21 protein-coding genes and 1 pseudogene are annotated in these 24,412 nt (G+C 61.0%); 17 read left to right on the forward strand and 5 right to left on the reverse strand.

Features of this window, described 5'->3' with window-relative positions; all coding sequences use genetic code 11:
- Nucleotides 1-12 precede the first annotated feature (12 nt).
- The 4 genes from tauA to tauD are packed head-to-tail and all read left to right on the forward strand — an operon-like array spanning nucleotide 13 to nucleotide 3,473.
- A complete protein-coding gene (gene tauA / locus HBJ59_RS06450) occupies nucleotides 13-990 on the forward strand; it encodes a taurine ABC transporter substrate-binding protein (RefSeq protein WP_167663033.1) in 978 nt (325 codons plus the stop codon).
- An 18-nt stretch (nucleotides 991-1,008) separates the two neighbouring features.
- Complete coding sequence (gene tauB, locus HBJ59_RS06455) at nucleotides 1,009-1,788, forward strand: taurine ABC transporter ATP-binding subunit (RefSeq protein ID WP_076018187.1); 780 nt, start codon at nucleotides 1,009-1,011, stop codon at nucleotides 1,786-1,788.
- On the forward strand, nucleotides 1,785-2,615 hold the full coding sequence (gene tauC / locus HBJ59_RS06460) for a taurine ABC transporter permease TauC (RefSeq protein WP_076018188.1): 831 nt from the start codon (nucleotides 1,785-1,787) through the stop codon (nucleotides 2,613-2,615). The genes tauB and tauC overlap by 4 nt, the downstream gene beginning before the upstream one ends.
- 21 nt (nucleotides 2,616-2,636) lie before the next feature.
- Nucleotides 2,637-3,473, forward strand: coding sequence for a taurine dioxygenase (tauD, locus tag HBJ59_RS06465; RefSeq protein WP_167663034.1), 837 nt, complete (start codon nucleotides 2,637-2,639; stop codon nucleotides 3,471-3,473).
- Between the two features lie 147 nt (nucleotides 3,474-3,620).
- Here the strand turns inward: tauD and mgrA are convergent, their stop codons facing one another.
- The 4 genes from mgrA to epsC form a co-directional block, all read right to left on the reverse strand.
- Nucleotides 3,621-4,658, reverse strand: coding sequence for an L-glyceraldehyde 3-phosphate reductase (mgrA, locus tag HBJ59_RS06470; RefSeq protein WP_003211877.1), 1,038 nt, complete (start codon nucleotides 4,656-4,658; stop codon nucleotides 3,621-3,623).
- Between the two features lie 109 nt (nucleotides 4,659-4,767).
- Nucleotides 4,768-6,096 (reverse strand): OprD family outer membrane porin, encoded by a 1,329-nt coding sequence (locus HBJ59_RS06475; protein WP_178124258.1) that lies wholly within the window; start codon nucleotides 6,094-6,096, stop codon nucleotides 4,768-4,770.
- A 268-nt stretch (nucleotides 6,097-6,364) separates the two neighbouring features.
- The gene (gene betT / locus HBJ59_RS06480; RefSeq protein ID WP_167663436.1) at nucleotides 6,365-8,326 is read right to left on the reverse strand and encodes a choline transporter BetT; all 1,962 of its coding nucleotides are present in this window, start codon (nucleotides 8,324-8,326) and stop codon (nucleotides 6,365-6,367) included.
- A 446-nt stretch (nucleotides 8,327-8,772) separates the two neighbouring features.
- On the reverse strand, nucleotides 8,773-9,699 hold the full coding sequence (gene epsC / locus HBJ59_RS06485; protein ID WP_010168915.1) for a serine O-acetyltransferase EpsC: 927 nt from the start codon (nucleotides 9,697-9,699) through the stop codon (nucleotides 8,773-8,775).
- 166 nt (nucleotides 9,700-9,865) lie between these two features.
- Between epsC and HBJ59_RS06490 the strand changes: the two genes are divergently transcribed.
- The 13 genes and pseudogenes from HBJ59_RS06490 to HBJ59_RS06545 all read left to right on the forward strand — a co-directional run bounded on the left by HBJ59_RS06490 (nucleotide 9,866) and on the right by HBJ59_RS06545 (nucleotide 21,781).
- Nucleotides 9,866-10,858: a D-cysteine desulfhydrase gene (locus HBJ59_RS06490; protein WP_076018193.1), complete on the forward strand. Its 993-nt coding sequence runs from the start codon at nucleotides 9,866-9,868 to the stop codon at nucleotides 10,856-10,858.
- 230 nt (nucleotides 10,859-11,088) lie between these two features.
- Nucleotides 11,089-11,883 carry a cystine ABC transporter substrate-binding protein gene (gene tcyJ, locus HBJ59_RS06495; RefSeq protein WP_003211859.1) on the forward strand — a complete coding sequence of 265 codons (795 nt, stop codon included), beginning with the start codon at nucleotides 11,089-11,091 and terminating at the stop codon, nucleotides 11,881-11,883.
- Entirely contained in the window at nucleotides 11,883-12,548 is a 666-nt protein-coding gene (tcyL, locus tag HBJ59_RS06500) for a cystine ABC transporter permease (RefSeq protein WP_003211857.1), read from the forward strand. Before tcyJ ends, tcyL begins: the two co-directional genes overlap by 1 nt.
- Nucleotides 12,549-12,551: 3 nt before the next feature.
- The gene (gene tcyN, locus HBJ59_RS06505; RefSeq protein WP_076018195.1) at nucleotides 12,552-13,298 is read left to right on the forward strand and encodes an L-cystine ABC transporter ATP-binding protein TcyN; all 747 of its coding nucleotides are present in this window, start codon (nucleotides 12,552-12,554) and stop codon (nucleotides 13,296-13,298) included.
- Nucleotides 13,299-13,635: 337 nt separating this feature from the next.
- On the forward strand, nucleotides 13,636-14,421 hold the full coding sequence (locus HBJ59_RS06510) for a hypothetical protein (RefSeq protein WP_167663036.1): 786 nt from the start codon (nucleotides 13,636-13,638) through the stop codon (nucleotides 14,419-14,421).
- Nucleotides 14,422-14,604: 183 nt separating this feature from the next.
- Nucleotides 14,605-15,846: an SfnB family sulfur acquisition oxidoreductase gene (locus tag HBJ59_RS06515; protein WP_167663037.1), complete on the forward strand. Its 1,242-nt coding sequence runs from the start codon at nucleotides 14,605-14,607 to the stop codon at nucleotides 15,844-15,846.
- A gap of 25 nt (nucleotides 15,847-15,871) precedes the next feature.
- Nucleotides 15,872-17,065 (forward strand): SfnB family sulfur acquisition oxidoreductase, encoded by a 1,194-nt coding sequence (locus tag HBJ59_RS06520; RefSeq protein ID WP_167663038.1) that lies wholly within the window; start codon nucleotides 15,872-15,874, stop codon nucleotides 17,063-17,065.
- Nucleotides 17,065-18,432, forward strand: coding sequence for an LLM class flavin-dependent oxidoreductase (locus HBJ59_RS06525; protein WP_167663039.1), 1,368 nt, complete (start codon nucleotides 17,065-17,067; stop codon nucleotides 18,430-18,432). Before HBJ59_RS06520 ends, HBJ59_RS06525 begins: the two co-directional genes overlap by 1 nt.
- Nucleotides 18,433-18,449: 17 nt before the next feature.
- A pseudogene (locus HBJ59_RS31405) lies at nucleotides 18,450-18,539 on the forward strand (outer membrane lipoprotein carrier protein LolA); the annotation flags it as partial.
- An 11-nt stretch (nucleotides 18,540-18,550) separates the two neighbouring features.
- Nucleotides 18,551-19,360 (forward strand): MetQ/NlpA family ABC transporter substrate-binding protein, encoded by an 810-nt coding sequence (locus HBJ59_RS06530; RefSeq protein ID WP_167663040.1) that lies wholly within the window; start codon nucleotides 18,551-18,553, stop codon nucleotides 19,358-19,360.
- A 2-nt stretch (nucleotides 19,361-19,362) separates the two neighbouring features.
- On the forward strand, nucleotides 19,363-20,481 hold the full coding sequence (locus HBJ59_RS06535; RefSeq protein ID WP_167663041.1) for a methionine ABC transporter ATP-binding protein: 1,119 nt from the start codon (nucleotides 19,363-19,365) through the stop codon (nucleotides 20,479-20,481).
- Nucleotides 20,471-21,115 (forward strand): methionine ABC transporter permease, encoded by a 645-nt coding sequence (locus HBJ59_RS06540; RefSeq protein WP_003211840.1) that lies wholly within the window; start codon nucleotides 20,471-20,473, stop codon nucleotides 21,113-21,115. Before HBJ59_RS06535 ends, HBJ59_RS06540 begins: the two co-directional genes overlap by 11 nt.
- A 39-nt stretch (nucleotides 21,116-21,154) precedes the next feature.
- Nucleotides 21,155-21,781, forward strand: coding sequence for a bifunctional 2-polyprenyl-6-hydroxyphenol methylase/3-demethylubiquinol 3-O-methyltransferase UbiG (locus HBJ59_RS06545; protein WP_167663042.1), 627 nt, complete (start codon nucleotides 21,155-21,157; stop codon nucleotides 21,779-21,781).
- Nucleotides 21,782-22,228: 447 nt separating this feature from the next.
- Here HBJ59_RS06545 and HBJ59_RS06550 read toward each other — a convergent pair whose 3' ends face one another.
- Complete coding sequence (locus HBJ59_RS06550) at nucleotides 22,229-24,400, reverse strand: glycoside hydrolase (RefSeq protein WP_167663043.1); 2,172 nt, start codon at nucleotides 24,398-24,400, stop codon at nucleotides 22,229-22,231.
- Between the last annotated feature and the right edge of the window lie 12 nt (nucleotides 24,401-24,412).

The raw sequence follows: 24,412 nt of genomic DNA on the forward strand, positions 1-24,412 counted from the left end.
AGGACTTCCCCCTTGAAACTGCACTTCCCCCTTCGCCTCTTGGCGGCGTTGTCCCTGGCCGGCGCCAGCCTGTTTGCCCAGGCCGCCGATGTGACCATCGCTTACCAGACCACCGTTGACCCGGCGAAAGTCGCCCAGGCCGACGGCGCCTACGAAAAAGCCACCAACGCCAAGATCGACTGGCGCAAATTCGACAATGGTGCCGACATCATCGCCGCCATCGCTTCCGGTGACGTGCAGATCGGCTACCTAGGTTCCAGCCCCCTGACCGCTGCCGTGACCCGCAAGGTCCCGGTGGAAACCTTCCTGATCGCCACCCAGATCGGCGGTGCCGAAGCCTTGGTGGCGCGCAACGGTTCCGGGATCAACAGCCCGCAGGACCTGATCGGCAAGAAAGTCGCCGTGCCGTTCGTTTCCACTGGCCACTACAGCCTGCTGGCCGCACTGAAGCACTGGAACATCGACCCTTCGAAAGTGACCATCCTCAACCTCGCCCCGCCAGCCATCATCGCTGCCTGGAAGCGCGGTGATATCGACGCCACCTACGTATGGGATCCGGCTCTGGGCGTAGCCAAGGAAAACGGCAAAGTGCTGATTACTTCCGGCGAACTGGCCAAATTTGGCGCACCGACTTTCGATGCCTGGATCGTGCGTAAGGATTTCGCCGAGAAGCACCCGGAAATCGTCACGGCCTTTGCCAAAGTCACCCTGGATGCCTACGCCGCTTACCGCAAAGACCCACAAGCCTGGCTGGCTAACCAAAGCAACGTCGACAAACTGGTGAAACTCTCCGGAGCCAAGGCCAGCGACATTCCATTGCTGCTGCAGGGCAACGTCTACCCGCTGGCGGCTGACCAGGTCACCCTGCTCGGCGCACCCACCACCAAGGCTGTCACCGACACCGCCTCGTTCCTCAAGGAACAGGGCAAGGTCGACGCCGTTCTGCCGGACTACGCCCCGTACGTCAGCCCGAAGTTCATCACTAACTGATACCAGGAGTTCACCGCGATGGCCTTGCTACAACTGGAGCGCATCAGCGCACAGTACCCAGGCAGCCCGGAGCCCGTACTGGCCGATATTTCCCTGAGCCTTGGGCCCCAGCAATTGCTGGTAGCCCTCGGCCCTTCCGGCAGTGGCAAGACTTCGCTGTTGAACCTGATTGCCGGTTTTGTCGAACCCAGCGCCGGGCGCATCACCCTTGACGGTGTGCCCGTAAAAGGACCGAGCGCCGAACGCGGCGTGGTGTTCCAGGACGACGCCCTGCTGCCCTGGCAGGACGTGCTGGCCAACGTCGGCTTCGGCCTGGAGTTGGCGGGCGTGTCCAAGGCCAAGCGCGAAATCCGCGCCCGGGAAATGCTCGCCCTGGTGGACCTCGCCGGCTTCGACAGCCGCCGCATCTGGCAACTCTCCGGTGGCCAGAAGCAACGTGTGGGCCTGGCCCGCGCGTTGGCTGCTGACCCGCGCGTACTGCTGATGGACGAACCCTTCGGCGCCCTCGATGCCTTCACCCGCGAACAGATGCAGGAGCTGTTGCTGCAAGTCTGGCGGCGCACAGCCAAGCCGGTGTTCCTGATTACCCACGACATCGAAGAAGCCGTATTCCTCGCCACGGATCTGATTCTGCTGGCGCCCAACCCAGGCCAGATCGTCGAGCGCCTGTGCCTGGACTTCGGCCAGCGCTACGCCGCCGGTGAGTCGGCACGGGCGATCAAGTCCGACCCACGTTTTATCGAAACCCGCGAACACGTGCTGGGCAAGGTGTTCTCCCAACGGCAGGTGTCCGCATGAGCAGTTATGAATTACCGGCAACCCGCACCGCGCAAACTCCGGTGGTGCCGGTACGCCGCAGTCTGAGCACCCGCTGGATCAGCGTGCTGACCCTGGTGACTCTGGTCGCTATCTGGTGGGCCGTGACCGCCAGCGGGCTGATCGAACCGCTGTTCCTGCCACCGCCTTCCGCCGTGCTGCAAAAAGGCTGGCTGCTGGCGACCACTGGCTACATGGACTCCACCCTGTGGCAGCACTTGGGCGCGAGCCTCAAGCGTATCGGCCTGGGCCTCGGCTTTGCCGTGCTGACCGCCGTGCCGGTGGGCATTGCCATCGGCTCCAATCGCATCGCCCGGGGCATTCTGGATCCGCTGATCGAGTTTTACCGCCCGATTCCGCCGCTGGCTTACCTGCCGCTGATCGTGATCTGGTGCGGCATCGGCGAGCTGTCCAAGGTGCTGCTGATCTACCTGGCGATTTTTGCGCCGATCGCCATTGCTACCGCCACCGGCGTGCGCACCGTCGACCCGGCCAAATTGCGCGCCGCGCAGTCATTGGGCGCCACACGGGCACAGCTGATTCGCCACGTAATCCTGCCGAGCGCCCTGCCCGACATCCTCACCGGCGTGCGGATTGGCCTCGGTGTGGGTTGGTCGACGTTGGTGGCCGCAGAATTGATCGCCGCCACCAGCGGCCTGGGTTTCATGGTGCAGTCTGCGGCGCAGTTTCTGGTCACCGACGTAGTGGTGCTGGGGATTCTGGTAATCGCGCTGATCGCCTTTGCGATGGAAATGGGCTTGCGTGCCCTGCAGCGCAAACTGGTGCCGTGGCATGGCCAGGCACACTAAGCAATTTTCGACGAGAATCCCATGAGCAGCCTGACCGTAACGCCTCTCAGCACCGCCCTTGGCGCCCAGATCAGTGGCGTCGACATTACCCAACCGCTGAACATCGAACACCGCGACGCCATCGAACAGGCGCTGCTCAAGCATTCGGTGCTGTTCTTCCGCAACCAGCCGATCAACCCGCAGCAACAGGCGCGGTTCGCGGCGCATTTCGGCGACCTGCACATTCACCCGATCTACCCCAACGTGCCGGAACAGCCTGAAGTGCTGATCCTCGATACCGCCGTGACCGATGTACGCGATAACGCCATCTGGCACACCGACGTGACCTTCCTGCCCACGCCGGCCCTCGGCGCGGTACTCAGCGCCAAGCTGTTGCCGGAGTTCGGTGGCGATACGTTGTGGGCCAGCGGGATTGCCGCGTATGAGGCGTTATCGGAGCCGTTCAAAAAGTTGTTGGACGGTTTGACCGCGACCCATGATTTCACGCGTTCTTTCCCGCTGGAGCGTTACGGCAATACACCGCAAGACCTGGCGCGCTGGGAAGAAGCCCGGCGCAAGAATCCGCCACTGTCCCATCCGGTGATTCGCACGCACCCGGTGAGCGGGCGTAAATCGCTGTTCGTCAGTGAAGGGTTCACCAGCAAGATCAACGAACTGGAGCCGGCGGAAAGCGAGGCGGTGTTGAAGCTGCTGTTTGCGCACGCGACACGGCCGGAATTCACCATTCGCTGGCGTTGGCAGGAAAATGACGTGGCGTTCTGGGATAACCGCGTGACCCAGCATTACGCGGTGGATGATTACCGGCCGCAACGGCGGGTGATGCACCGGGCGACGATTTTGGGGGATGTGCCGTTCTAGCAGGCACACCACAAATCAAATGTGGGAGCGGGCTTGCTCGCGAAGGCGGTGGATCAGTCGACATATACAGTGACTGACACTCCGCTTTCGCGAGCAAGCCCGCTCCCACATTTGGTTGGGGATGATTCAGGAGTTGGGGACTACCGCTTACTCAGCGGTAGACGGCTTTTCCCACAAGTTAATCCCGCCTTCCTGGGCAAACCGATCAATCTCCGCCAGCTCTTGCGCGCTGAAGCTCAAATTCTGCAACGCCCCGACGTTTTCAATGATCTGCTCCGGCCGGCTCGCGCCGATCAGGGCACTGGTGACCCGCGGATCACGCAACGTCCACGCCAACGCCATCTGCGCCAGGCTCTGGCCACGACGCTTGGCAATTTCATTCAGCGCACGGGCGTGGGCGATGTTGGCCTCGGACAAATGCTTGGCCTGCAACGAACCACCACCCGGGCGATTCACCCGCGCATCCGCCGGTACGCCGTTGAGGTATTTGTCGGTCAACAGTCCCTGGGCCAATGGCGTGAACGCAATCACCCCGGCACCGAGTTCTTCGGTGACGTCCAGCAGGTCTTTTTCCACCCAGCGATTGAGCAGGTTGTAGGCCGGCTGGTGGATCAGCAGTGGCACTTTCCACTCCTGGAGCAGCGCCGCAATTTCCCGGGTTTTCACGCCGGAATAGGACGAAATCCCGATGTACAACGCCTTGCCCTGTTGTACGGCGGTGGCCAGTGCGCTGGCGGTTTCTTCCAGTGGGGTGTCGGCATCAAAACGGTGGGAGTAGAAGATGTCCACGTAGTCGACGCCCAGGCGTTGCAGGCTCTGGTCGAGGCTCGCCAGTACGTACTTGCGCGAACCGCCGCCCTGGCCGTAAGGGCCTGGCCACATGTCCCAACCCGCCTTGCTGGAGATGATCAGTTCATCGCGGTAATGCTTGAAATCTTCCCGCAGCAAACGGCCGAAGTTGATCTCGGCGCTGCCGTACGGAGGGCCGTAGTTGTTGGCCAGGTCGAAGTGGTTGATACCCAGGTCGAACGCCGTACGCAGGAGCGCGCGCTGGGTGTCAATCGGGGTGCTGTCGCCAAAGTTGTGCCACAGCCCCAGGGACAGTGCCGGCAGCACCAGTCCGCTGCGACCTACGCGGCGATAAGGAATAGATTCATAGCGGTTTTCGGCAGCAATGTAAGTCATCGAATCCTCTCTTGGACTTGGGGCAAATAAGGCCCGGGAATAAGCATATTCCCGGGCCTTTTAAGCAGCTGAATCGCTTAAGTCTGCCTTTCCCTTTTACAGCAAAGTCCTACCAAAGTGGAACGACATAGCTCACATACAGGCGGTTTTCATCTTGCACGGTGGCGCCAGTAATATCCGGGCTGGCGTGGGCATTTCGCCACGTCACGCCGAGGCCTTTGAGGGTGCCGGTGGGCACTTGGTAAGCCACCGTGACGTTACGTTCCCATTCGCTGGTGGTGCCCTGGGTGGTGCGGATGTCATCACCGTGTGCGTAGGAAGTGGCGAACGTCAGGCCATTGAGGCCGAGCTTGCCGAAGTCATATTTGTACTGTGCCAGCCAGGTGCGTTCGCCGGCGTGCTGGAACTTGTTCAGTTGCATGTTGGTGAGTGCCGGGGTGTCGGCGCCCGAGCCCGGGCCCTGGTTGCTGGCACCGCTGTTCAGGCCGGAATCCAGGTACGGGAAGTCGCTGTCGCCGCTGTTTTTCTGGATGCCCAGGCCGACGGTATGGCCGTCCAGGCTGTAGCTTTCCAACAGGCTGACGGTGGACTGGTTGATGCGACCCTTGGAGGTGCCGTCGCCATAAAGACCGGCTGCGGAATAGTCCTTGTCGCCATCGGCGTTTGCACCCACACCCAGGCTGCGATACAGGCGCACGTCGGTGTCGATCGCACCCACAGGCAAGGCGTCATGGCGCTTGGCACCGAGGAAGAACTGCTGGTAGTAATCCTCGAGGTTCGAGTACCACAGGCTGACGGTGGTGTCCGGCAAACCCTTGTAGTCCGCGCCGCCGTACAAGAAACGATCGCTCTCTTTGGTGCCGCCGGCGGTGATCATGCCTTGGTCGCCGGTTTCGTTGCGGATCTTGGTCTTGAGGATGTCACCGGCGGTGAAGGTGAAGTCGGTCAAGTCCTTGGAAACCAACTGCACGCCAGTGTTGGTCTGCTGGAACAAGCGGCCGTCGGTGTTGGCCAGTACCGGGTTGTTGCCGTAGAGCGTACCGACGCGCAATTCATCCTGGGCGAAGCGCATCTTGAAGGTCGGGCTGAGCACGCCGAACTGGTCGGCGGATTTACCGTCATCCAGCGGGAACATGCTGCCGGGGTAACGGCCCTGGTGATCCTTGTCATTGAGGTCGCCACCGGAATCCAGTTTCAAGCCGTAGAACGCCTGCAAGTCCAAGCCAAAGCCCACTGGGCCATCGGTGTAGCCGGACTTGAAGTTGAACTCAAAACCCTGGCCCCAATCACGGATGCTATGGGCCTTGTTATTGCTGTTCACCACATCGCGCCCCTGCTGATTGAGGTAGCGGTTGAGCAGGGTCACATCGGCGTGGCTGTCATCGATAAAATCGGCGTGGGCGGACAGCATAAAGCTCGCCATGGCGGCACCTACCATGGGGCTCAATAACGTCTTCATTGGTACCGGTCTCCGTCACTGTTCTGAAATGAAAGCGTCAAACGCTTCACACAATTAGGCGATGGCCATGTGACAGTTCGGAGTCAAAACACCCTTTACCCGGATGAAATTAAATTTAAGGAACCCTTCAAGCACGGGGCTTTGCGGGCGCTGGCGAGCGCTTCGGCGCGCCAGTGATGGTGGGATCTGGAGGAGAAACAAAGAACGAAAAAGGCCCTGTTCGAGGTATTGAACAGGGCCTTTTCGTTTAGCGAACCAGGTGCAGGAACTGCATATGCCGTTCGTACTGGTCGAGGATGTCGTTGATGATCTGCTCCTTGGTGTAGCCCACCAGATCGTAGTCCTGGCTGCCCTCACTCAAGTGCACTTCCGCGCGGTAGTAGCGGCGGTTGTTGAGCTGCTTGGAACCCATGCCGCCCCGTGCAAATGACGGGGTGAAATAGCCACGCATCTGCACCTGATACACGAACGGATGCTGTTCGCCGTGGCCGATTTCCAGGCTGACACTGTCGTTGGCCGGGTCCGGCTGGGCGACCACGTTCAGGCCTTTTTCGACAAACACTGCCGTCACTTCTTCGATCGCCGGACGCACCGTGGTCTCAAGGAAACGGTACACCTCATCCCGTGACGGGAAATGCACCGCCTGGCTCAAGCGCTGGCGCCAACCGCCCGTGCCTTTACGTGAGCCCGACACCGGCGCGAGGGAATGCATCTGCGCAATCTGCTTCTGGGATTCGAGGTAGAACGCCTTGTGCAGCCCCCACATCATCAGCAGCAAGATCATCGAGAACGGCAGCGATGTCAGCACCACAGCAGATTTGAGCGAGTCGATGCTGCCGGCAAACAACAGCGCGCTGGTCACCAATGCGGTCATCGCGCCCCAGAACACTCGCAGCCACTTCGGACCGTCTTCATCGGCGTTGCCGCCTTTGGCCGACAAGGTCGAGAGCACCACGGTGCCGGAGTCGGCCGAGGTAACGAAGAACACGAAGCTGATAAACACCGTGACGGCGATCACCGTCTTGCTCCACGGGTAGGTTTCCAGCAGCAGGTAGAGGCTCATCGACGGATCATCGATGGCCGACTGACCGAGCGCCGTGAGGCCGTGGTTGAGTACCTGGTCGATGGCGCTGTTGCCGAAGATCGACATCCACGCCAGGGTGAAGCCCAACGGGATCAACAGCACGCCGAACACGAATTCACGGATGGTGCGGCCGCGGGAAATACGCGCGATAAACAGGCCCACAAACGGCGACCATGCGATCCACCAGGCCCAATAAAACACGGTCCAGCCGCCCAGCCAGTCGCTGGGTTTGTCGTAGGCGTAGAGGTCGAAACTCTTGGTCGGCAAGGCGCCGAGGTAGTCGCCGATGTTCTGGATCAGGGTGTTGAGCAAGTGCTGGGTGGGACCCGCGAACAACACGAATAGCAGCAGCGCACAGGCCAGCAGCATGTTGATGTCGGACATCACTCGCACGCCCTTGTCGACGCCCGAGACGGCGACAAGAATTGCCGCGCCCATCATCAAGGTGATGAGGCCGACCTGGATCCATTGGGTGTGAGCCACGCCGAACAGGTAATCAAGCCCGGAGTTGAGGTGCAACACGCCAAAGCCCATGTCGGCGCCAAGGCCGAACACCGTGGCGATGATGCCGAAGCCGTCCACGGCATAACCGATGGGGCCGTTGATGCGCTTGCCGATCAGCGGGTACAGCGCCGAACGCAACGCCAGCGGCAGGTTATGCCGGTAGGCGAAATACGCCAGGGCCATGCCGACGAAGGCGAACACACCCCAGCCATGCAGGCCCCAGTGCAGAAACAGGATCTGCATGGCCTGGCGCGCCGCGTCACCGTTCAGCGCCTCGCCCTGGGGCGGTTGCACCAGGTGAGTCAACGGTTCGGAAACGCAGAAGAAAAACAGCGTGATGCTGATCCCGGCGGCGAACAGCATGCCCGCCCAGGACAGGTAACTGAATTCGGGCTCGTCGTGGTCGGCACCGAGTTTGATCTTGCCGTAGCCCGATAACGCGGTGACCACCACGAAGACCAGATACAGGGTCATCGCCAGCATGTAGTACCAGCCGACCGTATTGGCCGCCCAGTTTTGTGCGGCCAGCAGCCAGGCGCCGGCTTGTTCGGGAATCGCGATGACGGTCAGGCCGAACAGCAGGATGAAGCTCGCGGCGAAGTAAAACACCGGCGGGTTCATGCGGACCTGACCGCTTGAAGGTATGGACGATGCACTCATAAAGGGTGCACCTCAAGGGTGTGGGATGTGGCTGTAAAAAACGGACTCAGCAAAGGTAAGCCTCCTGTTGTGAGCGGGCAGCGAACCACCGATTTAACTTGAACGAACAGTCAAGTTAAACATGGATAGGGGTTTGAGGACTAATCGCAGGGCCGAGTGGTAGGTGTTTCCTACACTAGCTCAAGGAATTGTATGACGTATGGGGATGACGAAACGTTCAGCGATTGCTGAGCGAAATACGGCTCGAATCTGGCTAATGCGGCTCAAATTTGGAATACAGACAAAAATGTGGGAGCGGGCTTGCTCGCGAATGCGGTGGATCAGTCAACTGATGTATTGGCTGACACTCCGCATTCGCGAGCAAGCCCGCTCCCACATTTGATCTGTGTGATCTTGAGAGAGGGGTTCTACTTTTGCGTCCCGTCGTCATGCTGCAAATTCGCCTGGGTCAGGTTCGCTCCCGCCGGCACGCTCCGCGTCAGCCACACGTTGCCGCCAATGGTCGAACCCTTGCCAATGGTAATCCGCCCCAGAATCGTCGCCCCGGCGTAGATCACCACATCATCCTCGACAATCGGATGCCGCGGATGGCCCTTCTGCAATTGCCCGTCTTCATCCGCCGGGAAACGCTTGGCGCCCAAAGTCACGGCTTGATAGATCCGCACCCGCTCGCCAATGATCGCCGTCTCACCAATCACCACACCCGTCCCGTGGTCGATAAAGAAGCTCGGGCCGATCTGCGCGCCCGGGTGGATATCAATTCCGGTCGCCGAGTGCGCGATTTCCGCACTGATCCGCGCCAGCAACGGCAACCCCGCCCGATACAAGTGATGCGCCAGGCGATGGTGAATCACCGCCAGAATCCCCGGGTAGCACAACAGCACTTCATCCACGCTGCGCGCCGCCGGGTCGCCGTGGTAGGCGGCGAGTACGTCGGTGTCCAGCAGGCTGCGCAAGGCTGGCAATGCCAGGGCGAAATCCTGGATCAGGTGGATGGCATGGGCGTCCACCTCACTGTCATCCTGGCCGCCTTGCCGTGCGGCATACCGCAGTTCCAGCCGCGCCTGGGCGAGCAACGCATTCAGCGCCACATCCAGGGTATGGCCGACGTAGAAATCTTCACTTTCTTCACGCAGGTCCACCGGCCCCAAACGCATGGGGAACAGCGCGCCGCACAACGCCTCGAGAATCTGCGCCACGGCTTCCCGTGAAGGCAGCTCGCGACCGCCCTGCTCGCCGCTGACCCGGCCATTGCGGGTGCGCCACTGGTCCCGGGCGCTGCGCAGCTGGCTGACGATGGTCTGTAATTGCCAATGACTGGAACGCTCACTCACGGTCTTCACTCCTGACGAAATGCCCACCACTTTACGGCAAGGCACCTGAGCGTCCTTAAGAACCAATAGTGCAATGCTAATAACCCACAGACATAAGCGATTGGCGGTTGCCCCCTGAAAAGTGCCTGCCTATAGTCGGTGCATCTCTGACCACCCGTGCGTAGCCATGATCAAACAACAGCTCGACCGCTTTAACCGTCTGGAACTGCTGGGCGGCGCCACCGCCCTGGAAAAACTCGAACGGCTGTCGGCCTGGCTGGGGCGTGACGTCTACGTCAAACGTGACGACACCACGCCGCTGGCCCTGGGTGGCAACAAGCTGCGCAAACTCGAATACCTCGCCGCCGACGCCCTCGCCCAAGGCGCCGATACCCTCGTCACCGCCGGTGCGATCCAGTCCAACCATGTGCGCCAAACCGCGGCACTGGCCGCCAAGCTGGGCCTGGGCTGCGTCGCCCTGCTGGAAAACCCGACGGGCACCGAAGACCCCAACTACCTGGCCAACGGCAACCGCCTGTTGCTGGAACTGTTCGACGCCAAGGTCGAGCTGGTAGAAAACCTGGACAACGTCGACGACCAACTCAACGCCGTCGCCGACCGCCTGCGCAGCAACGGCAAGAAGCCGTACCTGGTGCCCATCGGCGGCTCCAACGCCCTCGGCGCCCTGGGTTACGTGCGCGCCGGACTGGAACTGGCCGGGCAGATTGAAGACAGTGGCATCCAGTTCTCCACCGTGGTCCTGGCCTCCGGCAGCGCCGGCACCCACAGCGGCCTGGCACTGGCACTGGCCGAAGTACTGCCGGACCTGCAAGTGATTGGCGTCACGGTGTCCCGCACCGACGAAGCCCAGCGCCCCAAGGTGCAAGGCCTGGCCGAACGCACGGCCGAATTGCTCGGCGTGCCGGTGCCCGATGCGTTCAAGGTGATCCTGTGGGACGAGTACTTCGCCCCCCGTTATGGCGAACCGAGTGCCGGCACGCTGGCGGCGATCAAGCTGGTGGCCAGCCAGGAAGGCTTGCTGCTGGACCCGGTCTACACTGGCAAAGCCATGGCCGGGTTGCTGGACGGCATTGGCCGGCAGCGCTTTGAAGAGGGGCCGATCATCTTCCTGCACACCGGTGGCGCACCCGCCTTGTTCGCGTATGATTCGAGCTTTTGATATTCCATAAAGAAATATCAATCTTATTTTATATTATTTTCAAGTCTTAAAACCTGGCTTTATAGTCGCGCCGTAGGCGAATCTGCTGGCGATGCCCACAACTCGGTAAAAACTTCACCACCGAGTTGATGCATTCGCGAGCAAGCCCGCTCCCACACACCGCGCTTTTAAGGCAGGATACGACTACCGCGTCACCTGCATCGCTCAACATAAAAACACAGGGGCTCTTCATGACTATTTCCGTATTCCGTCGCACGTTACTGGTTGGTACGTTGGGGCTGGCGCTTGGCGCCGGGTGGCTCGGTCAGGCAGTTGCCGGCGAGCAGTTGGACAACATCAAGAAAGCCGGCGAAATCAAGATTGGCCTGGAAGGCACCTACCCGCCGTTCAGCTTCGTCGATGAAAGCGGCAAGCTCAGCGGTTTCGAGGTCGAGTTGTCTGAAGCCCTGGCCAAGAAGCTCGGCGTCAAGGTCAAGCTGCAAGCCACGCCATGGGATGGCATCCTCGCCGCCCTGGAATCCAAACGCCTGGACGCAGTCGTCAACCAGGTGACTATCTCCGACGCGCGCAAGGAAAAGTACGACTTCTCCAAGCCGTATACCGTCTCCGGTATCCAGGCGCTGACCCTGGCGAAAAACGTCGACACCATCAAGACCGCCGACGACCTGGCTGGCAAGAAGATCGGTGTGGGCCTGGGCACCAACTACGAACAATGGCTCAAGGAAAACCAACCGAAAGCCATCGTCAAAACCTATAACGATGACCCAACCAAGTTCCAGGACCTGCGCATCGGCCGTGTCGACGCGATTCTGATCGACCGCCTGGCGGCGCTGGAATACGCCAAGAAAGCCAAGGACACTGCCGCTGCAGGTGCTGCTTTCTCCCGTCAGGAAGCCGGTATTGCCCTGCGCAAAGGCGAGCCTGAACTGCTGGCTGCGGTGAACAAGGCCCTCGACGAACTGCGCGCCGACGGTACCTTGAAGAAACTGTCCGAGAAGTACTTCAACGCTGACGTTACTCAATAATGGAAGCAGGTTTCCAACTCGCGCTGGACTCCGCGCCCTTTCTGCTCAAGGGCGCGTATTTCACGGTAATTCTTAGCCTTGGCGGGATGTTTTTCGGCTTGCTGCTGGGCTTCGGCCTGGCCTTGATGCGCCTGTCGCGCTTCAAGCTGTTGAGCTGGACCGCCCGAGTCTACGTGTCGTTCTTTCGCGGCACGCCCTTGCTGGTACAGCTGTTCCTGATCTACTACGGCTTGCCGCAAGTGGGCATCGAGCTGGATCCGATCCCGGCAGCCATGATCGGCTTCTCGCTGAACATGGCCGCTTATGCCTGTGAAATCCTGCGTGCCGCCATCGGTTCCATCGAGCGCGGCCAGTGGGAAGCTGCGGCCAGCATCGGCATGACCCGTGCGCAGACCCTGCGCCGGGCCATCCTGCCGCAGGCCATGCGCACGGCCTTGCCGCCGTTGGGCAACAGCTTTATTTCCCTGGTCAAGGACACCGCCCTGGCCGCCACCATCCAGGTGCCGGAACTGTTCCGCCAGGCGCAATTGGTCTCGGCCCGTACCTTCGAAATTTTCACCATGTATCTGTCCGCCGCCTTGATCTACTGGATTCTTGCCAGCGTTCTGGCGCACGTGCAAAACCGCCTGGAAGCACGAGTCAACCGGCATGACCTGGAGTCTTGAAGCATGATCGTGGTTGAAAAACTGACCAAACAATTCAAGGGTCAGGTGGTGCTTAACGGGATCGACCTTGAGGTCAAGGAAGGCGAAGTCGTCGCCATCATCGGCCCCAGCGGTTCCGGCAAGACCACCTTCCTGCGCTGCCTGAATTTCCTCGAAGAACCCACCAGTGGCCGGATCAAGGTCGGTGACATCGAGATCGACAGCAGCCGCCCGCTCAACCAACAGCAAGGCCTGGTGCGGCGCCTGCGCCAGCACGTGGGCTTTGTGTTCCAGAACTTCAACCTGTTCCCGCATCGCACCGCCCTGGAGAACGTCATCGAAGGCCCGATCGTGGTCAAGAAGATGCCCCGGGCCGCCGCGGACGCCCTCGGTCGCAAGCTGTTGGCCAGGGTCGGCCTGGCAGGCAAGGAAGACGCCTACCCCCGGCGCCTGTCCGGCGGGCAGCAGCAACGGGTAGCGATTGCCCGGGCCTTGGCAATGGAACCGGAGGTGATCCTGTTCGATGAACCCACCTCGGCCCTGGACCCGGAACTGGTAGGCGAAGTGCTGGCGACCATTCGCAGCCTTGCTGAAGAAAACCGCACCATGGTCATCGTGACCCATGAGATGAGTTTTGCCCGGGATGTTGCCAATCGCGTGATCTTCTTCGACAAGGGTGTAATTGTTGAACAAGGCGAAGCCAAGGCACTGTTTGCCAACCCGAAAGAAGAACGTACCCGGCAGTTTCTCAGCAAGTTCATCAACAACTAACTTGCGCCCATCGGATGTAAGAAACTTCGCTTTATAGAGTTGCCGTAAGGCAACTCGCCTCTTAGGTGTTTTTTGGGAAAAACCCTTTATTCATTGGGTAAAAGTCACCTTGAAACACACACTTGCAGCGCCCCGCCAGTAAGACCCTTCTGAATATTCCATAACCCCCTGTTTGCCCCGCCCAGCCTCTTGACGCCAACTAACCGAGCCTCTTATCTAGAGCCAAGATAATTGGATCCATTCCGGTTTTTCATTAAATCGTTCCTTTCGGACTACGCCGCCTGCACGCGCCCAATGTCCGGGACGATTGCTGTTGGCTGCATCAAGGAGATTATTTATGAAGCGTATTTCCACTCGGGCGTTGCTGTGTGCCCCGACCTTGCCCCAAGCGCATCGAAAAGGCATCAATGCCCTCGCCGCGACAGACTTGCAGGTCGATATCGCGCCTTACTGCGGCATGGACGAAGGTGATCTGATCGAGCTGTTCTGGAACAACTGCTTTGCCGCTTCCAGGCGCGTGACCGCCGGCAAAATCGGCATGTCCACCAGCCTTCGAGTGCCGGAAAGCTTTGTGCAAAATGGTCCGGCGCGAATTCATTATCGGGTCATGCAAGTCGGCCACGGCCCGGCGCGTTCAGCCATCACCCGAGTGCAGATCAAGACCGATTATCCCGGCGGCATGCCCCTGGCACTGAGCATCGATGAAAACCAGAACCTGGCCGCCGTCAGCCTGCCCGAGACCATTCGCCGCCACGGCGTCAACAGCAGCCAGATCCGTCGCGGCGTGCCCCTGACCATCGAGCCCTACCTGAACATGGCGACCGACGACGAGATCACGCTGCGCTGGGGCGACGTGCGCCTGGACCTGCCAAAAATCCAGGCCAGCGATGTCGGCAAGGCGGTGCACGTGTGGGTGCCGTCGACGATCATCGTCGAGGCCGGGGATGACCATCGCCTCGAAGTGACCTACTGCATTCGCGACCGGGTCGGCAATAATTCACGCTGGGCGCCAGCCCGCACCTTGCGCATCGCCACGCACGTCCCCAAGGCCCCGACCAGCCCTGCCAAGCCTGCGCTGGTCTACCAACCCCGCCGCCCCGGTTCGCCCTGTGAGCCGGGGTGACAGACCTTCTATGCATATTCCTAAAAGTTAGTTTATTTAAAAATTTAACACGCTTAGGGTATATGCACCGGACCACCGGACATTCCTGATTTTTTATCTTTTCAACGGATGTGAGGTAGGTATGGTCAAAATTACCCCGGTGCGTAACGCCAGGGCATTACGTGCAGCCAAGGAGCGGCGCTGATGTCTAACTTGGCACAAACACCCCCCCAGAGTGATCTGGACGTTGCCCCGCTGTTGTTGCCCGCCAAGGTGCTGCGCAACGACGCCGAGGCCCTGAGCGCGGCTCATGAGCTTGCCCAGGCTGCGCGCCTGCAAGCGGCCAGGCGCGATCAGCAACGCAAACTGCCCTGGGCTGAAATCGAGCATTTCACCCGCAGCGGCTTGGGCAGTATTTCCATTCCTCGTGAGTACGGCGGCCCGCAAGTGTCCTTTGTGACCCTGGCCGAAGTGTTCGCGATCATCAGCGCGGCCGACCCGGCGCTGGGGCAAATCCCGCAGAACCATTTCGGCATCCTGCACGTGCTGCAAGGTGCGGCCAGCGAGCGCCAGAAGAAGCAGCTTTTCCAGAGCGTGCTGGACGGCTGGCGCATCGGCAACGGCGGCCCGGAACGCGGCACCAAAAACACCCTGGATCTCAAGGCACGCATCACTGCCGAAGGTGACGGCTACGTCATCAGTGGCCAGAAGTTTTATTCCACCGGCGCGCTATTCGCCCACTGGGTGGCGGTCAAGGCGTTGAACGATGAAGGCAAAGTCGTCATGGCGTTCGTGCGCCGTGGTACCGAAGGCCTGCGTATCGTCGATGACTGGTCAGGCTTTGGCCAACGCACCACGGCCAGCGGCACAGTGCTTCTCGATCAGGTGGCGGTGGACGCCGAACTGGTGGTGGAGACCTGGCGCCTCGGCGAAACGCCAGGTATCCAGGGCGCCGTTTCGCAATTGATCCAGGCGGCCATCGACGCCGGCATCGCCCGTGGTGCACTCGAAGACACCATCAGTTTTGTACGCGAACGTTCACGGCCATGGATCGACGCCAAGGTCGAGCGGGCCAGCGATGACCTGTATGTGATCGCCGATATCGGCAAGCTGAAAATCGAACTGCACGCTGCTGAAGCGCTATTGCGCAAGGCCGGCCAGGTACTGGATCAAGTCAGTGCCGCGCCGATCACTGCGCAGTCAGCCGCACGCGCCTCGATTGCCGTGGCCGAAGCCAAGGTGCTGACCACCGAGATTTCCTTGCTTGCCAGCGAAAAGCTGTTCGAACTGGCCGGCAGCCGCGCGACCCTCGCCGAATTCAACCTCGACCGCCACTGGCGCAACGCCCGGGTGCACACCCTGCACGACCCGGTGCGCTGGAAGTATCACGCGGTGGGCGCCTATCACCTCAACGGCACTTTACCTGCCCGACATTCCTGGATTTAACCGACCAGACCTCTGGAGAATACGCATGACCCTTTCTCACCACGTCGCGGTTATTACCAGCGATGAACAAGCCCTTATTGTCGCCAGCGACCTGGCCGAAGACTTCCGCCGCGACAGCGCCTTGCGTGACCGTGAACGCCGCCTGCCCTTGCCCGAACTGGACGTGTTTTCCCGCTCCGGCCTGTGGGGCATCAGCGTACCCAAGGAGTTCGGCGGCGCCGGCGTTTCCAACGTCACCCTGGCCAAGGTTACGGCACTGATTGCCCAGGCGGATGCATCCTTGGGGCAGATCCCGCAGAACCATTTTTATGCCCTCGAAGTACTGCGGGTAAATGGCAGCCCGGCGCAGCAAAAACGCCTGTACGCCGAAGTCCTCGCCGGCCAGCGCTTCGGCAATGCGCTGGCGGAACTGGGCACCAAAACTGCCCATGACCGCATCACCAAGATCACCCGCGACGGTGACGGTTTCCGTATCACCGGCCGTAAGTTCTATTCCACCGGCGCGATCTACGCCCAACGCATTCCCACGTCTGTGGTGGACGAAAACGGCGTGCAGCAACTGGCTTTTGTCACCCGTGACAGCCAGGGCCTGACCGTGATCGACGACTGGAGCGGCTTCGGCCAGCGCACCACCGGCAGCGGTTCGGTGGTGTTCGATAACGTTTGGGTCGCGGCCCAGGACGTGATCCCGTTCCAGAGTGCCTTCGAACGCCCGACCACCGTCGGCCCGCTGGCGCAAATCCTTCACGCCGCCATCGACACCGGCATCGCCCGCGCGGCCTATGAAGATGCGCTGCACTTCGTGCGCACCAAGACCCGGCCCTGGATCGACGCCACCAGCGACAAGGCAACGGAAGACCCGCTGACCCTGAAAAGCTTCGGCCACTTGAGCATCCGCCTGCACGCCAGCGAAGCCCTGCTGGAGCGCTCCGGTGAATTCCTCGACCGTGCCCAGGCCGACAGCAATGCCGACACCGTCGCGGCCGCGTCCATCGCCGTCGCCGAAGTGCGCGCACTCAGCACCGAGGTTTCCCTGGCCGCTGGCAGCACCCTGTTCGAACTCGCCGGCAGCCAGGCCACCCTCGCCGAACACGGCCTGGACCGCCACTGGCGCAACGCCCGGGTGCACACCCTGCACGACCCGGTGCGCTGGAAGTACCACGCAGTGGGTAATTACTACCTCAACGATGAAAACCCGCCGCTGCGGGGGACTATCTGATGGCCCTGCCTTTGAAACCGAAAAAAAAGATCCTGCTCAATGCCTTCAACATGAACTGCATCGGGCACATCAACCATGGCCTGTGGACCCATCCACGGGACACTTCGACTCAATACAAGACCCTCGAATACTGGACCGAACTGGCACAGCTGCTGGAGCGCGGACTGTTCGACGGGCTGTTCATCGCTGACATCGTCGGGGTGTACGACGTCTACCAGAATTCGGTGGATGTGCCGCTCAAAGAGTCGATCCAGCTGCCGGTCAACGACCCGTTGCTGCTGGTCTCGGCCATGGCGGCGGTGACCAAAAACCTCGGCTTCGGCCTGACCGCCAACCTCACCTACGAACCGCCGTATCTGTTCGCCCGGCGCATGTCGACCCTCGACCACCTGAGCCGTGGCCGGGTGGGCTGGAACATCGTCACCGGCTACCTCGACAGTGCCGCCAAGGCCATGGGCCTGACCGAGCAGGTCGAGCACGACCGGCGCTACGACCAGGCCGACGAATACCTGGAAGTGCTCTACAAGCTTTGGGAAGGCAGTTGGGAAAACGACGCGGTGATCAACGATCCGCGGGCGCGGGTGTATGCCCAGCCGGAGAAGGTGCACAAGGTCGAGCACAAGGGCGAGTTCTATCAGGTGGAGGGATATCACCTGTGCGAGCCGTCACCGCAACGCACGCCGGTGCTGTTCCAGGCGGGCAGCTCGGACCGTGGCTTGCTGTTCGCCGGGCGTCATGCCGAGTGCGTATTCATCAGTGGGCAGAACAAAGCCTCGACCAAAATCCAGGTGGACAAGGTGCGCGCCAGCGCCGTGGAAGCCGGGCGTAACCCGGACGACATCAAGGTGTTCATGGGGCTGAACGTGATTGTCGGCGCCACCGAAGAAGCCGCGTGGGCCAAGCACGCCGAGTACCTGAGCTACGCCAGTGCGGAAGCCGGCGTGGCGCATTTCTCGGCGTCCACGGCGATTGATTTTTCCCAGTACGAAATCGATGAACCGATCCAGTACGTGAAGAGCAACGCCATCCAGTCCGCGACCAAAAACCTGCAAAACAACGACTGGACCCGGCGCAAATTACTGGAGCAACACGCCCTCGGCGGCCGCTACATCACCCTGGTGGGCTCGCCGGCACAGGTGGCGGATGAACTTGAATCATGGATCAGCGAAACCGGCCTGGATGGCTTCAACCTGACGCGCATCGTTACCCCGGAAAGCTACGTCGACTTTATCGAACTGGTGATACCGGAGCTGCAGCGTCGGGGCTCGTACAAGACCGCGTATGACACCGGGACGCTGCGGGAAAAAGTGTTCCGCAACTCAGCGCACTTACCTGAACAACACACCGGCTCCACCTACCGCCACTGAACCCTGTAGGAGCGAGCTTGCTCGCGAAAATCGTCAACGATAACGCGGGGCACCTGACACCCCGTGGCGCATTCAAGTTTTTCGCGAGCAAGCTCGCTCCTACAATTGGAAATCCAATATGAAAAAAACATTGCTCAGCCACCCAGTCAAAGCACTGGCCCTCGCCCTCGGACTCTTCAGCTCGGCGGTATTCGCCGCTGACGCTCCTTTGAAAGTCGGCACCACCGCCGCCTTCGCGATTCCCCTGGAGGCCGCCGTCGAAGAGGCCGGCAAACAGGGTTTGAAAGTCGAACTGGTGGAGTTCACCGATTGGATCGCGCCCAACGTCAGCCTGGCGGCCGGCGATATCGACGTGAACTACTTCCAGCACATCCCGTTCCTGGAAAATGCCAAGGCCGCCGCCGGGTTTGACCTGGTGCCGTTCGCCCCGGGGATCATCAACAACGTCGGCCTGTATTCGAAGAAGTACAAAAACTTCAACGACCTGCCTCAAGGCGCAACGGTGGCGATTGCCAACGACCCGATCAACAGCGGCCGCGGCCTGCAGTTGCTGGCCAAGGCGGGCTTGATCACCCTCAAGCCGGGCGTGGGCTACAAGGCCACCGAAGAAGACATCGTCACCAACCCGAAGAAGATCAAGATCCTGCAAGTGGAAGCCGTGCAACTGGTGCGCGCCTATGACGACGCCGACCTGGTGCAGGGCTACCCGGCCTATATCCGCCTGTCCAAGACCTTCGATCCTGAGTCGGCCTTGCTGTTCGACGGCATCGACCACAAGGAATACGTGATCCAGTTCGTGATCCAGCCGAAGAGCAAAACCGACCCGCGCCTGATCAAGTTCATCGACATCTACCAGCACTCGCCGGTGGTACGCGCCGCCCTGGATAAATCCCTTGGCAAGCTCTACCAAGTCGGCTGGGAAGGCTGAATATGAGCGCCGCCACAGCACAACGACGCGAGACGCAACCACCGCACCTGGACGCGCAGCAGACCGAGCTGCATCCGGCGCTGAACCATGCCCATGTGCGATTCATCAACCTCGGCAAGACCTATGACGGCCAGGTCGTGCCCGCCCTGCAAGGCATCGACCTGGCAATCCAGCGCGGTGAAGTCTTCGGCATCATCGGCCGCAGCGGCGCCGGCAAGTCGTCGCTGATCCGCACCATCAACCGCCTGGAACAACCGAGCAGCGGCCGGGTGTTGATTGACCAGGTAGACATCGGCGACTTCGACGAAGACAGCCTGGTTGCCCTGCGCCGGCGCATCGGCATGATCTTCCAGCACTTCAACCTGATGTCGGCCAAGACCGTGTGGCAGAACGTCGAACTGCCGCTGAAAGTCGCGGGCGTGCCCAAGGAGCAGCGCGAGAAAAAGGTGCGCGAGCTGTTGGAGCTGGTGGGTTTGCAGGACAAGCACAAGGCCTATCCGGCGCAGCTGTCCGGCGGGCAGAAACAGCGGGTGGGCATTGCCCGTTCGCTGGTGCATGACCCGCAGATTCTGTTGTGTGATGAAGCCACTTCGGCGCTTGACCCGGAGACCACCCAGTCGATCCTCGGCCTGCTGCGGGAGATCAACAAACGCCTGCGCCTGACCATCGTGTTGATCACCCACGAAATGGCCGTGATTCGCGAAATCTGCGACCGCGTCGTGGTGCTGGAACACGGCCACGTGGTCGAGCAAGGTCCGGTGTGGGAAGTGTTTGGCAACCCGCAGCACGACGTCAGCAAGACCCTGCTGGCTCCGCTGCAACACGGCTTGCCTGAAGAGTTGCAAAGCCGCCTGCAGGCCAATCCGACCTCAAAGGACGCCGCCGTGGTGCTGCGCTTGCAACTGACCGGCACTGCCGAAGACGAGCCGGACCTTGCAGCGCTGTTCAGCGCCCTCGGCGGGCGCGTGCGTTTGCTGCAAGGCGGCGTGGAGCGCATTCAGGGCCATGCGTTGGGGCAATTGCTGCTGGCGGTGAGCGGCTCGTCCCTGACCGCTGAAGAACTGCGCACCCGCGCCGGGCGCTGGGCACAACAGGTGGAGGTGCTGGGCTATGTGGTTTGATCGTTTATTGCAGGGCGCCATCGACACGCTGTTGATGGTCGGTGTGTCGTCGCTGATCGCGTTGCTGGTGGGGATTCCGCTGGCAGTGTTCCTGGTGACCAGCGACAAGGGCGGCATCTATCAGGCGCCCGCGTTGAACCGGGTGCTGGGGGCGTTCGTTAACCTGTTCCGCTCGATTCCGTTTCTGATTCTGATGGTGGCGCTGATCCCGTTCACCCGGCTGATCGTCGGCACCACCTATGGCGTGTGGGCTGCGGTGGTGCCGTTGACCATCGCAGCCACGCCGTTCTTTGCGCGGATCGCCGAAGTCAGCTTGCGCGAAGTCGATCACGGCTTGATCGAGGCGGCGCAGGCCATGGGTTGCCGACGCTGGCATATCGTCTGGCACGTGCTGCTGCCCGAGGCGCTGCCGGGGATTGTTGGCGGATTCACGATTACCCTGGTGACGATGATCAACTCCTCCGCCATGGCCGGGGCGATTGGCGCCGGTGGGCTGGGAGATATTGCCTACCGCTATGGTTATCAGCGCTTTGATACGCAGATCATGCTGACGGTGATTGTGCTGCTGGTGATTCTGGTGGCGGTGATTCAGTTGGGCGGCGATCGGTTGGCCAGGGTTCTGAACAAGAGGTGAGGTATAGTCAGGCCCTCTAAGCGCCCGGTATTGCCCGCCATGAAACTCGCCCCCGACGACCTCGACCAGATCACCTCCACCACCCTCGGCCACTACAACAAAGTGGCCGAGGATTTTCGTGAAGGCACCCGTGACCACGACGTGAGCCAGAACATTGATGCGCTGCTGCGGCATATCCAGGGTGAAGCGCCGTTTACCGTACTGGATTTCGGCTGCGGGCCGGGCCGGGATTTGCAGACGTTTACTCGCATGGGCCACATCGCCGTGGGGCTCGATGGTTCGGAGCGCTTCGCGCAGATGGCCCGGGAAGACAGCGGCTGTGAAGTGCTGCAACAGGATTTTCTGAAACTGGATTTGCCCACCGGGCGTTTCGACGGGATCTTCGCCAATGCGGTGCTGTTTCATATTCCCAAGCAGGAGCTGCCGCGCATTCTTGGACAGCTTCACGGAGCACTGAAAGTCGGTGGCGTGTTGTTCAGCTCAAACCCTCGGGGTGAAAACCAGGAAGGCTGGAACGGGCCGCGGTATGGCTCGTATCACGACTTGCAGGCCTGGCAGGCGCTGCTGACGGCGGCGGGTTTTGTGGAATTGGAGCATTACTACCGGCCCGCCGGGTTGCCTCGGGAACAGCAGCCGTGGCTGGCGAGTGTGTGGCGCAAGCTGTAGTTCTTTGTTGTTTGGGCTTACGCCTTCGCGAGCAAGCCCGCTCCCACATTTTGGAATGCATTCCCCTGTGGGAGCGGGCTTGCTCGCGAAAGACTCACAGCCACCCCTAATCCACCTGATACACCACGGCCTGAGCGCCAGGCACAAAAGCCGTAATACGCCCCTCAGCAAAATTCGCCACCAACCGCGTCCCATCGGCAAATGTGGTCTGCTCCCACATTTTGGAATGCATTCCCTGTGGGAGCGGGCTTGCTCGCGAAAGACTCACAGCCACCACTAATCCACCTGATACACCACGGCCTGAGCGCCAGGCACAAAAGCCGTAATACTGCGTTCAGCAAAATTCGCCACCAACCTCGTCCCATCGGCAAACGTGGTCTGCTCCCACATTTTGGAATGCATTCCCCTGTGGGAGCGGGCTTGCTCGCGAAGGACTCACAGCCACCCCTAATCCACCTGATACACCACGGCCTGAGCGCCAGGCACAAAAGCCGTAATACGCCCCTCAACAAAATTCGCCACCAACCGCGTCCCATCAGCAAACGTGGTCTGCTGCACCTGTTTATCTTCGGTCAGCCAGCGAAAATCCGTCATGGCCTGAGTCGCCAACCGCTCATGCAGCGGCCGGAAGAACCCATCCTGGCGCTGAATCACCGGCAAGCGCTGCTTCACCGTCGCCGCACTCAGGTGATACAGCGGCGGCACGTTGTAGAGCAGTTGCGTCAGCTCGTTCTCGGCCCGCACGTTGCTCAGTTTCAGGCTGTCGAACAGCCAATGGTGGGTGGTGATCACCGAGCCGTGGAATACCGCCTGATACAGCGGCAGGCGCATCGCCGGGTCAAAGTAGACCGTGCGAAACGGCTCTTTCAACGGCACCGACTTGAAGAACACCGCCGGCTGTTCCGGCGGGTACCAGGCCCCGACGTAATACGGCGATTGCTTGTCCTGGGTCATCTCCCGATCACCCCAGCCCAACACCGGTGTTTGCATACCGTGGGCAAACAGGATGCCTCGGGCGGTGATCGCGTTGCCGTCTTCGGAACCTGCCGGCAACTTGAGCACCGTACTGATCCAGCGAGATGCATCGATATTGCCTTCGGCGTTTTGGGCCTGGGACATGCTGGCGCCCGTGCGGTAACTGTCGAACAACATGCTGGTGGCGTAGGCATCGAGAAACCAGGCGTTGAACCCGGACTTGGCCTGCACCGCCTTGATCCGCGCCTCCAGCAATGGCCGTACGCAACGCGGGTCGGTGTAGTGGCCGGACTTCTGGAAGCCAGTCTTCAACTGGCCGCCCTTCAACACGATCGCGCACTCGCCGTAAGCCTTGCTGCCCAGGTGCGCGGTGGTCCAGTCGGGGTTTTCAGTGGCGGACAAGGCCGTTTCATAAGAGTCGTAGGGCGCCATCAGGTAACCGGCATCGACACCGGCCTTCACGGCCTCAGGATGCCAGAGCCCGCCTTCCCAGCCTTCGCCCTGGGTCACCAGCAGGCGCTTGAGACCGGCGCCTTTCAGCGCGTTGGTGACGGACAAGGTGTTGCCCCAAGTCTCAGGGGTGGCGCTCAAGGCACCCGCAAAAGCCACGGCCAACTCGCGACGCAGCGCACCATAGCCGTCAGCGAGTTGGGTCATATTCGGCTCGGTGGAGGGCTGCCAGGCCTGCCGGGCTTTTGTGTTGATCGCCGCGTTCAGGCCGCGCAGCAGGACAGCCTGCTCATACGGTTTCTTGACCTGTCGAACCTGCGCCGCCTCTTTGTCCAACAAGCCATTCAACTCAGCTGCCAGCCCTTTGCCGCTGCGCAGCAGTTTGAGCAGCTGAGGCCAGTCCCGAACATCGCGCGAGGCCAGCAGGTCATTGCCCCACAGGTAGATATGGCTGGCGCCCAGCAGTTTTTCCGCTTCCGGGGTTTGCCGCAGTTTGTCTGCCAACGGCTCATAACGTCCCTGCTCCACCAGCCACTGGCGATAACGCTTGGCGCCGGCCAACGGGTCGCTTTCGCCCAGGTGCAACAGCAGGGTCATCGGCGCGGCGGGGTCCAGCGTGGTGAATTCATGGAAGGCGGACAACGCCAGCCCTTTACCGTCGGCCTGCCAGTGCAACCGGTTGTTGTAAGGATTGGTCATCAGCCAGTTGAGGGTGAACGCGCCGTGGTCTGCGCCCCACAGCGGCAAGCTGAGGTCCTGGGTGGTGTTGACGTCGCCCTGTTCCAGCAGGAAGTTCTGCCATACAGCATTGCCCGCCGGCACGTAATGCCCTTCGGCCAGGGGCCAGATCAGGCCGTTGCCCATGGCGCTGGCGGGTTGCCGCAGGATCGCCAACTCACCGGCATCACGGGCGGTGATCGTCAGGGCGAGATCCCGTTGATCGAGGGTGGCGCTCAGGCGATAGGCGCCATCGTCCCATTGCCAACTGGCTTGACTGGCGCTTTGGGAGAGCTGGTTGACCCTGTGCGCAGGGACTCCGCTTGAAGCCTGCACGGCGGTCTTGTCGCTGGGAGTGACATGGATCGCGAGAGTCGCCGGGTCCAGCTCAACCCGCCACAGGGCGTTCTCCAGCACCGTGCCGGCAAGAGCCATGGGCGACAGCAACAAGGTACAAACCAGCAGGAAACAACGCATGGGGCAGGCCTT

Source organism: Pseudomonas sp. AN3A02 (genome assembly GCF_011765255.1).
Lineage (GTDB): Bacteria > Pseudomonadota > Gammaproteobacteria > Pseudomonadales > Pseudomonadaceae > Aquipseudomonas.

Excerpts from the sequence above, each read along its gene's own strand:
- HBJ59_RS06490 (WP_076018193.1), top strand. The coding sequence starts at position 9,866 with ATGATCAAACAACAGCTCGACCGCTTTAACCGTCTGGAACTGCTGGGC.
- tauD (WP_167663034.1), top strand. The coding sequence starts at position 2,637 with ATGAGCAGCCTGACCGTAACGCCTCTCAGCACCGCCCTTGGCGCCCAG.
- tauB (WP_076018187.1), top strand. The coding sequence starts at position 1,009 with ATGGCCTTGCTACAACTGGAGCGCATCAGCGCACAGTACCCAGGCAGC.
- HBJ59_RS06525 (WP_167663039.1), top strand. The coding sequence starts at position 17,065 with ATGGCCCTGCCTTTGAAACCGAAAAAAAAGATCCTGCTCAATGCCTTC.
- HBJ59_RS06550 (WP_167663043.1), bottom strand. The coding sequence starts at position 24,400 with ATGCGTTGTTTCCTGCTGGTTTGTACCTTGTTGCTGTCGCCCATGGCT.
- HBJ59_RS06515 (WP_167663037.1), top strand. The coding sequence starts at position 14,605 with ATGTCTAACTTGGCACAAACACCCCCCCAGAGTGATCTGGACGTTGCC.
- HBJ59_RS06530 (WP_167663040.1), top strand. The coding sequence starts at position 18,551 with ATGAAAAAAACATTGCTCAGCCACCCAGTCAAAGCACTGGCCCTCGCC.
- mgrA (WP_003211877.1), bottom strand. The coding sequence starts at position 4,658 with ATGACTTACATTGCTGCCGAAAACCGCTATGAATCTATTCCTTATCGC.
- HBJ59_RS06545 (WP_167663042.1), top strand. The coding sequence starts at position 21,155 with ATGAAACTCGCCCCCGACGACCTCGACCAGATCACCTCCACCACCCTC.
- HBJ59_RS06520 (WP_167663038.1), top strand. The coding sequence starts at position 15,872 with ATGACCCTTTCTCACCACGTCGCGGTTATTACCAGCGATGAACAAGCC.
- tcyN (WP_076018195.1), top strand. The coding sequence starts at position 12,552 with ATGATCGTGGTTGAAAAACTGACCAAACAATTCAAGGGTCAGGTGGTG.
- tcyL (WP_003211857.1), top strand. The coding sequence starts at position 11,883 with ATGGAAGCAGGTTTCCAACTCGCGCTGGACTCCGCGCCCTTTCTGCTC.
- betT (WP_167663436.1), bottom strand. The coding sequence starts at position 8,326 with ATGAACCCGCCGGTGTTTTACTTCGCCGCGAGCTTCATCCTGCTGTTC.
- HBJ59_RS06510 (WP_167663036.1), top strand. The coding sequence starts at position 13,636 with ATGAAGCGTATTTCCACTCGGGCGTTGCTGTGTGCCCCGACCTTGCCC.
- HBJ59_RS06540 (WP_003211840.1), top strand. The coding sequence starts at position 20,471 with ATGTGGTTTGATCGTTTATTGCAGGGCGCCATCGACACGCTGTTGATG.
- tcyJ (WP_003211859.1), top strand. The coding sequence starts at position 11,089 with ATGACTATTTCCGTATTCCGTCGCACGTTACTGGTTGGTACGTTGGGG.
- tauC (WP_076018188.1), top strand. The coding sequence starts at position 1,785 with ATGAGCAGTTATGAATTACCGGCAACCCGCACCGCGCAAACTCCGGTG.
- HBJ59_RS06475 (WP_178124258.1), bottom strand. The coding sequence starts at position 6,096 with ATGGTAGGTGCCGCCATGGCGAGCTTTATGCTGTCCGCCCACGCCGAT.
- HBJ59_RS06535 (WP_167663041.1), top strand. The coding sequence starts at position 19,363 with ATGAGCGCCGCCACAGCACAACGACGCGAGACGCAACCACCGCACCTG.